The organism is Burkholderia sp. Ac-20345, from assembly GCF_017104825.1.
Classification (GTDB): Bacteria; Pseudomonadota; Gammaproteobacteria; order Burkholderiales; family Burkholderiaceae; genus Burkholderia; species Burkholderia lata_B.
The window spans coordinates 1-8,099 of sequence record NZ_JAAGPO010000309.1; the positions used below are offsets into that span (position 1 = coordinate 1).

Consider the following 8,099-nt stretch of genomic DNA (forward strand, 5'->3'; position numbering starts at 1 on the left):
TTCGCCCGGCGCGCGCACCGCACGGCCACCCGTTTCGACCGCATCGCCTTCCACGCCCTCCTCCGCGCCGCCGCCCGGCATGCCGAAGCCGCCCGCCGCCCCGACCCACTGCATCGGCACCTGCGCGATCGCTTCGCTGTCGATACCCGGCCGCGACACGAGCGCCGCCGACGCCGGATCGCCCCACACCAGCGCGAGGTCGAGCTGGTTCGCGTCGAGCCGGTCGAGCAAATCGGCATTACGCGCCACGCGCGCCTCGATCCGCACCTTCGGATGCGCGCGCGCGAACCGCCCGAGCACGTCGGGCAAAATCGCCTCGCCGAAATCTTCCTGCAGTCCGACGCGCACCCAGCCGTCGAGATTCATGCCGCGCACGGCCGCGGCCGCCTCGTCGTTCAACTCGATCATCCGCCGCGCATAGCGCAGCATCGCGTCGCCGGCGTCGGTCAGCGCAAGCCCGCGCCCGGCTTTCACGAACAGCGGCGTGCCGGCCTGCTCCTCGAGCTTGCGGATCTGCGCGCTCACCGCCGACGACGAGCGCGCGACCCGGTCGGCCGCCTTCGCAAAACTACCGAGATCCACACCCGCGACCAGGCTGCGCAGCGCCGCCACGTCGAAGTTGGGCCGGGCCAGCGCGGCATCGGCCGGCGCGAACGACTCGCCGTCGCCGCGTGGAATGTCTTGTCCGGACATATCAACCATCCTGTTTTATCGAACGATTCATCAAGAACTTTCCGATTTTCAGGATGAATGTAGGTCGCCAGACTGTCGATGTCAATTTCCAAACCGGGCCTGCCGTCATGGATACCTCGTACACCGCCTCCCCCTCCTCGCCCGCCCGCGACGCGCGCGGCCCGGCTCATCGCTGGCGCGTGCTGGCCGCCGGCGTCGCCGCGAACATGAGCTTCTCGGCCGCGGCGGCGGGCATTCCGACCACGGCCGTGTGGATGCGCACGGCCTATCACCTCGACAACGGCGCACTCGGCCTCGTGCTCGGCGCGCTCGGCTTCGGCGTCGCGCTGTCCGAGCTGCCGTGGGGGATGGCCGCCGACCGCTTCGGCGACCGCCGCGTGCTGCTCGCCGGGCTCGTCGCGACGGCCGCGATGTTCGCGCTGATGGTGTGCACGATCGTCCCCACCGCGCACGGCGTGCCGCCGCTGATGCGGGTCGTCGTAGCGATGTGCTGCGTCGGCCTGCTCGGCGGCAGCGTGAACGGATCGAGCGGACGCGCGGTGATGCGCTGGTTCGGCGAGCGCGAACGCGGGCTCGCGATGAGCATCCGCCAGACGGCCGTGCCGCTCGGCGGCGGCGTCGGCGCGGCGCTGTTGCCGTCGCTCGCGTCGCACCTGGGCTTTGCCGCGGTATTCGGCACCCTGATGCTGCTGTGCGCGGCATCGGCCGGGCTGACCTGGCGCTGGCTGCACGAGCCGCCGCCCGCACCGGCCGCGATGCACGTCGCCGCGCATCGCCCCGTCGAGCGGCAGCAATCCGCGCAGCATGCGCGCAACCCGCTCGCGAGCGGCCCCGTGTGGCGCATCGTGCTCGGCATCGGCCTGCTGTGCGCGCCGCAGTTCGCGGTGCTCACGTTCGCGACGGTGTTCCTGCACGACTTCGGCCGGCTTGGCCTTGCCGGCATCTGCGCGGCGATGGTCGTACTGCAGCTCGGCGCGATGGTGATGCGCGTGTGGAGCGGCCGTCATACCGACCGGCACGGCAACCGGCGCGCGTATCTGCGCGGTTCAGTGTTCGTCGCGGCCGGGTCGTTCGCGCTGCTCGCCGCGGCGACGGCCGGCAGCCCGCACGTGCCGCTTGCCGCGATCGTCGCGATTCTCGTGTTCGCCGGCATCTGCGTGTCGGCGTGGCACGGCGTCGCGTACACGGAGCTCGCGACCCTCGCTGGCGCGAACCACGCCGGCACCGCGCTCGGGATGGCGAACACGATCGTCTACCTCGGGCTGTTCGCGACGCCGCTCGCGATTCCGCCGCTGCTCGCGGCCAGTTCGTGGAGCGTGGTGTGGCTCGCGGCCGCGCTGGTCGCGGCCGCAACCTATCCGCTGTTCGCCGTGCGCTAGCGGCCGCGCGTGGCATGCGTGCATCGCGGCGACCGCCACGACGCCCGCACCTCCGTCAGGCTGCTTCGCGCGCCAGCGCACGTCGCGCGGCCGGCCGTTCGGCCTCGCGCTGCGCGTGGGCGGTCCATGCGGGATACCGCGTCATGTCGAGCCCGATCGCGACGCCCCATCGATACAGCACGAACAGGAACGGATCGACGATCGAATGCGCACCCGGTTCGGCCCACGTGCGGCCGTCGGCAAGCGCGGCTTCGATCGTTTCGTTCGCGGCTTCGATCGTGCCTCGCCCGTGCGCGCTGACCTCGCCGTGCAGGGCAGGATCGCCGATGAAGCGGCCCGGCCGCCACAGCGCGCCGTAGCCCACGCCATGCACCCAGCCGACCAGCCAGGCGAGCCATTCGTGACACCGCGCCTCGCGCAGCGGATCGCCGAGCGGCAGCAATTGCGCATCGGGATAACGGCGCGCGAGATACGTGAGGATCGCCGGCGTTTCGGTCAGCACATGCTGCTCGCCCGGAATCGCGAGCACCGGGACGCGCGCCTTCGCGTTGATCGCGAGATAGCGCGCGTCGAGGTTCTGCTGCTTCTGCACGGAGACGATCTCGACGTCGAACGGCGCGCCGGTTTCCTCCAGCGCGATGTGGGCGGCAAGCGAGCAGGCGCCCGGCGAAAGGTAGAGACGATATGCGTTCATGGTGGTGTGGCCCGACGGGGCTGTGGAAGACGGAACCGAGTGTAGGAACGCGTGCCTGCCCGCCGCAAACGATGAATTGTCGTGCTCGGACATTAGTGTTACTAATACCCGCATGCGACGCATCCACCTTCCTCCGCTGCAGACGCTGCGCGCGTTCGAGACCGCCGTGCGGCTGCAGAGCTTCACGCGCGCGGCCGACGAGCTCGCGCTCACGCAAGGCGCCGTCAGCCAGCACATCCGCGCGCTCGAGGCGCAGCTCGGCTATCCGCTCTTCACGCGCGAGCGCAACGGCGCGACGCCGACGCACGCCGCGCACGCGCTCGCGCTGCAGGTGCGCCAGGGCCTCAGCGTGCTCGAGCGCGCGTTCGAGCCGGCACTCGCCGTGCGCAGCCGCCCGCGCACCTGCGACGTCACGCTGAACGTCAGCGTGCTGCCGAGCGTCGCCGAGCGCTGGCTCACGCCGCGCCTGCCGCGCTTCACGGCCGCGCATCCGCACATCGCGATCGCACTGCACCCCGACGTGGCGCTCGCGCCGCTACGCAAGCGCGACCGCATCGACGTCGCGCTGCGCTACGGGCCCGGTACGTGGCCTGGCGTCGTCGCCGAGAAGCTGATGAACGAGACGATCTTTCCGGTCGCGAGCCCCGCATACCGCAATCGCGACGGCATCGCCCCGCGTGCGCCGGCCGATCTCGTGCGCGCGACGCTGCTGCGCCATCCCGCGCAGCCGTGGGAACCGTGGCTCCAGGCTGCGCGGCTCGATCTCACCGAATCCGCGCGCGCGCCGCGCTTCACCGATGCGAATGCGCTGATCGACGCGACGCTGAAAGGGCGCGGCGTCGCACTCGCGCGCCGCTCGCTGATCGAGCCCGAACTCGCGGACGGCACGCTCGTGCGCGTATCGACGGTGCGCGTGACCGACGTATATGCGCACTATGTGGTGTGGCGCCCCGGCCATCCGCATGAAGCGGCGATCCGCACCTGGCTCGACTGGCTGCGCAGCGAGGTGCGACGACGCACGCCGCGGCGCTGACGCAACGCGATCGGCTGCACGCAGTCGTCACGAGCGGCCCGAACGCCATGGACGCTCTCGTGCATCACATCGCGCGCCCGGGTAAAAGTGCCCGGCTCGCATCGCCCACCGGGAAATATTGCGCGCCCGCGTGCAAGTGACTGGTCAGGATATCGAAAGCATTCCGCGATCACGCGCCGGTCGCAAGCGATTCACCGAAACGTCGCATCGCACCGGCATACTCGAAAACGTTTCCCGATCAGCCTGCCAGGAGAGAAGTCATGCGTCGCGTTTCCGTTGTCGTCGTTCTTTGTGCCGCCGCTTTCGTCGCCGCCTGCAGCGACGACGCGCCGCACGACGCACACGCGGCCGACGCGTCGCAGCAGGCCGGCGCATCGGCCGGCTCCGCCAGCGCCTTCAACAACGACGCGGCCGCGAACGCCGCCGCGTCCGATGCCGCGCCGCTCGCGCCGCCCGTCGTGCACTACCCGCCCGATGACGACGACGACGCGAAGCCCGCGGCGAACGCACCGAACGCGGCCGCGTCGAGCGCCGCCGCGTCGTCTCCCGGCTGATCCCTCCGCTTCCGTCCCCCGACCGCAGCAGAACCGAGGTGAAATAACATGACGTCATCGAGCCGCCGCCGTTTCCTGCATACCGTCGCACAATCCGCGGGCGCCGCCGTCGCGCTCAACACCTTCCCCGAATCGATCCGCCGTGCGCTCGCGATTCCCGCCGCGCGCGGCACCGGCACGATCCGCGATGTCGAGCACATCGTCGTGTTCATGCAGGAAAACCGCTCGTTCGATCATTACTTCGGACACCTGCGCGGCGTGCGCGGCTACAACGACCGCTTCCCGATCCCGCTGCCGAACGGCAAGCCGGTGTGGTACCAGCCGTCGAAGGCCGACCCGGGCAAGCCGGTGCTGCCATTCCGGCTGAACACGCTGACGACGAGCGCGCAGTGCGTCGGCGACCTCGACCACTCGTGGTACAAGACGCACGCGGCGATCGACGGCGGCCGCTACGACCAGTGGCCCGCGAACAAGACGGACATGACGATGGGCTATCACGTGCGCGAGGACATCCCGTTCCACTACGCGCTCGCCGATGCGTTCACCGTGTGCGACAACTACTTCTGCTCGCTGCCGGGACCGACGCACCCGAACCGCTCGTACCTGATGACGGGCACCGTCGACCCGACCGGCAAGTTCGGCGGCCCGCTGCTCGACAACAGCGACTATGTCGACGGCGACGGGCCGCCCGCCTACCAGCTGCTGTCGTGGACGACCTTTCCCGAGCGTCTCGAAGCGCACGGCGTGTCGTGGCAGATCTACCAGCAGGGCACGACGGGCAGCGATCCGTACAACGGCAACTACGGCACGAACGTGCTGCAGAACTTCGCGAATTTCATCAACGCGAAGCCCGGTTCGTCGCTGTACCAGCGCGCGCAGACAGTGCGCACGCTCGACAACCTGAAGGACGACGTGATCAACGACCGGCTGCCGCAGGTGTCGTGGCTGTGCCCGCCGGCGGCATTCTCCGAGCATCCGAAATACACGCCCGCGTACGGCGCGAACTACACGTCGCAGATCCTCGACGCGCTCACGTCGAACCCGGACGTATGGCGCAAGACCGTGCTGTTCATCATGTACGACGAGAACGACGGCTTCTTCGACCACATCGTGCCGCCGCAACCGCCGACGTCGGCCGCGCAGGGCGCGTCGACCGTGACGACCGACGGCGAGCTGCACACGGTCGTGAACCCCGGCCGCGGCGGCAGCTACACGGCCGACGGCCTGCCGTACGGCCTCGGGCCGCGCGTGCCGATGACGGTCGTGTCGCCGTGGACGAAGGGCGGCTTCGTGTGCTCGCAGGTGTTCGACCACACGTCGGTGATCCGCTTCATCGGCGAGCGCTTCGGCATCGACGAACCGAACATCACGCCGTGGCGCCGCACCGTGTGCGGCGACCTCACCGCCGCATTCGACTTCCGCTCGTCCGACGCGTCGTTCCCGCCGCTTCCCGACACGAGCCAGTACCGCTCGATCGCCGACCAGCAATGCACGTCGCAGCCCGCGCCGACCGTGCCCGCGACGCCGTCGCCGATCGACCCGCAGGAGCCCGGCGTGCGGCCGGCACGCGCGCTGCCGTACGAGCTGCACGTGAACGCGAGCGTTTATGGCGGGACCCGGCTGCGCATCGAGTTCGCGAACCGCGGCAACCAGGGCGCGCACTTTCACGTGTATGCGACGAACCGCACCGACGGCCCGTGGCGCTACACGGTCGGCGCGCGCCGCGTACTGCATGCGGACTTCGACCTGACGGTGACGAACGGGGCATACACGTTCGCGGTGTACGGGCCGAACGGCTTCGTGCGCGTGTTCTCGGGCAACGTATCGGCCCCGGCCACGCCGCATCGCAACCCCGCGCAGCCGGAAGTGAAGGCCGGCTACGACGTCGCGAACGGGAACCTGTACCTGAAGCTGCGCAACCATGGCGGGGCCCACGTCACGCTGACGCTGACCGACAACGCGTACGGCGCGCCGTCGCGGCAGGTGACGCTGCATGGCGGCGACGAGCGCGTCGAGCAGTGGGCACTCGCGTCGAGCCACCAATGGTATGACGTGACGGTGAGCGACGGCGCGGCCGGCACCTTCTCGCGCCGCTTCGCGGGCCACGTCGAGAACGGCCGTCCGAGCTATTCGGATCCGGCCGCGGTGCGGCCCGTCACTGCGGCGTAAGCGCGACGGCGCGTCGTGGCACGGCACCTGCCGTGCCGCGCGCGCCGCCCGCCCGGCCCGTCAGACCGCGTGCGCGAGCGCGCGGTCGACGAGCGCGGTTTCGAAGCCGTCGTCCGCGTCGCGAAAGCGCAGCGGTGCCGCGCAGTGGACGAGCGTGTCGATGAAGTACTTCGCGCGCGGCCACGGCCCGAAGCCGGCCGCCGTGTTGATGTGTCCGGCATCGCCGAGGTTCACGAACGCGCTACCCAGGTGCTGCGCGAGCGTGCGCGCGTCACCGAGCGGCATCCACGGATCGGTCTCGCTGCCGATCACGATCGACGGCACCGCGAGCCGGCGCGCGTCGAACGGCCCGGCAAACGTGAATTTCTTCGGACTGGCGGGTGCGACGAGCAGCACGCCCGCGACATCGCCCGTATGCGGCCACTGCGCGAGCGCATGCGCGGCCGCGAGGCAGCCGAAGCTGTGCGCGGCCAGCACGAACGGGCCACGTTCGCGGTCGAGCAATGCGCGCACCGATTGCGCCCAGCGCACGAGATCGGGCGCGTCCCAGTCGTCCTGCTCGACGCGCAGCGAGCGCGGGAACTGCCGTTCGAGCCAGGTCTGCCAGTGAGCGCCTTCGCTGCCGTGCAGGCCCGGAACGGTCACGAGCCGCGGCGGCCACGCCGATTTGCTGCATGCGCGCATGATTGCCCTCGCTTGCTTGAAGACGGGATTCGATTGTGGCGCGGCGTCCCCGGCGGCCGAACCAATATTTTGTGCTTTGCTTGTGCGTGGGCCGGCCATCCGGCGGACAGCGCCCCGGGGTCGACCATCCGGGGACGGCGCACCGGTGCGGCCACCCACGCCGGTCGCCCACGCCGGTCGCCCGCCCCGCGCACCGGCGCGCGATGCGCCGCGAAACCGTAGAATGTGGGCTTCCCGTCAGCTTCACACGGAACCGGGGCCAGGCGCCGACGCGCCGGGCGCCCGGTCGTCAGGAGACGTCCGATGTCCGCTACGCCTGCCGGCGCGCTGCGCCCGGCTCTTCTCGCCGTTCCCGTGACGCGCCTCGCCGGCGCGCGCGCCGTCATCCAATGAAAATCCTGTTCCATTCCCCGCACCAGGAAGCCGGCGCGTGGCGCGACGAGATCGCGCATGCGCTGCCGGAAGCCGAACTGCGCGCGTGGCAGCCGGGCGACACGGCCGCCGCCGACTACGCGCTCGTCTGGCGCGCGCCGCGCGAATTCTTCGCCCCGCGCGATGGCCTGCGCGCGATCTTCAACCTCGGTGCCGGCGTCGATGCGCTGCTCGCGCTCGAGCACGCGCATCCGGGAACGCTGCCGCCGCACGTGCCGCTCGTGCGGCTGGAAGATTCGGGCATGGCGCAGCAGATGGTCGAGTACGTGACACACGCGGTGCTGCGTTACCTGCGCCGCTTCGACGAATACGAAGCGTTGCAGCGCGAGCGCCGCTGGCAGCCGCTCGAACCGCATGCGCGCGCAAGCTTCACCGTCGCCGTGCTCGGCCTCGGCGTGCTCGGCGCGCAGGTCGCGCGCGCGGATCGGGAGAGCGTCGGGTAGGGAAAGAGGGTGATCTAT

7 protein-coding genes and 1 pseudogene are annotated in these 8,099 nt (G+C 70.5%); 5 read left to right on the top strand and 3 right to left on the bottom strand.

All coding sequences use genetic code 11. The features are described from left to right. The coding region (locus G3O06_RS45110) for a LysR family transcriptional regulator (RefSeq protein WP_205819949.1) at nucleotides 1-693 on the bottom strand (693 nt) is incomplete at its 3' end. 107 nt (nucleotides 694-800) lie between these two features. Here G3O06_RS45110 and G3O06_RS45115 point away from each other — a divergent pair. Beyond that, complete coding sequence (locus tag G3O06_RS45115) at nucleotides 801-2,072, top strand: MFS transporter (protein WP_205819950.1); 1,272 nt, start codon at nucleotides 801-803, stop codon at nucleotides 2,070-2,072. A gap of 55 nt (nucleotides 2,073-2,127) precedes the next feature. Here the strand turns inward: G3O06_RS45115 and G3O06_RS45120 are convergent, their stop codons facing one another. Beyond that, nucleotides 2,128-2,766 (bottom strand): glutathione S-transferase, encoded by a 639-nt coding sequence (locus G3O06_RS45120; protein ID WP_174917172.1) that lies wholly within the window; start codon nucleotides 2,764-2,766, stop codon nucleotides 2,128-2,130. A 112-nt stretch (nucleotides 2,767-2,878) separates the two neighbouring features. Here G3O06_RS45120 and G3O06_RS45125 point away from each other — a divergent pair, with 112 nt between their 5' ends. The 3 genes from G3O06_RS45125 (at nucleotide 2,879) to G3O06_RS45135 (ending at nucleotide 6,522) form a co-directional block, all read left to right on the top strand. Beyond that, a complete protein-coding gene (locus G3O06_RS45125; RefSeq protein ID WP_205819951.1) occupies nucleotides 2,879-3,799 on the top strand; it encodes a LysR substrate-binding domain-containing protein in 921 nt (306 codons plus the stop codon). A 260-nt stretch (nucleotides 3,800-4,059) separates the two neighbouring features. Beyond that, on the top strand, nucleotides 4,060-4,353 hold the full coding sequence (locus tag G3O06_RS45130) for a hypothetical protein (RefSeq protein WP_174985393.1): 294 nt from the start codon (nucleotides 4,060-4,062) through the stop codon (nucleotides 4,351-4,353). Nucleotides 4,354-4,401: 48 nt separating this feature from the next. Next, nucleotides 4,402-6,522, top strand: coding sequence for a phospholipase C, phosphocholine-specific (locus tag G3O06_RS45135; RefSeq protein ID WP_205819952.1), 2,121 nt, complete (start codon nucleotides 4,402-4,404; stop codon nucleotides 6,520-6,522). Nucleotides 6,523-6,582: 60 nt separating this feature from the next. On the opposite strand, the gene G3O06_RS45140 is transcribed toward G3O06_RS45135, so the two are convergent. Then, complete coding sequence (locus tag G3O06_RS45140) at nucleotides 6,583-7,206, bottom strand: alpha/beta hydrolase (protein ID WP_174917168.1); 624 nt, start codon at nucleotides 7,204-7,206, stop codon at nucleotides 6,583-6,585. Nucleotides 7,207-7,595: 389 nt separating this feature from the next. Between G3O06_RS45140 and G3O06_RS45145 the strand changes: the two are divergent. Then, a pseudogene (locus tag G3O06_RS45145) lies at nucleotides 7,596-8,060 on the top strand (glyoxylate/hydroxypyruvate reductase A); the annotation flags it as partial. Nucleotides 8,061-8,099 lie beyond the last annotated feature (39 nt).

What these genes read in the sequence shown, in the direction of transcription:
- G3O06_RS45115 (WP_205819950.1), top strand. Translation starts at nt 801, where the DNA reads ATGGATACCTCGTACACCGCCTCCCCCTCCTCGCCCGCCCGCGACGCG.
- G3O06_RS45140 (WP_174917168.1), bottom strand. Translation starts at nt 7,206, where the DNA reads ATGCGCGCATGCAGCAAATCGGCGTGGCCGCCGCGGCTCGTGACCGTT.
- G3O06_RS45125 (WP_205819951.1), top strand. Translation starts at nt 2,879, where the DNA reads ATGCGACGCATCCACCTTCCTCCGCTGCAGACGCTGCGCGCGTTCGAG.
- G3O06_RS45120 (WP_174917172.1), bottom strand. Translation starts at nt 2,766, where the DNA reads ATGAACGCATATCGTCTCTACCTTTCGCCGGGCGCCTGCTCGCTTGCC.
- G3O06_RS45130 (WP_174985393.1), top strand. Translation starts at nt 4,060, where the DNA reads ATGCGTCGCGTTTCCGTTGTCGTCGTTCTTTGTGCCGCCGCTTTCGTC.
- G3O06_RS45135 (WP_205819952.1), top strand. Translation starts at nt 4,402, where the DNA reads ATGACGTCATCGAGCCGCCGCCGTTTCCTGCATACCGTCGCACAATCC.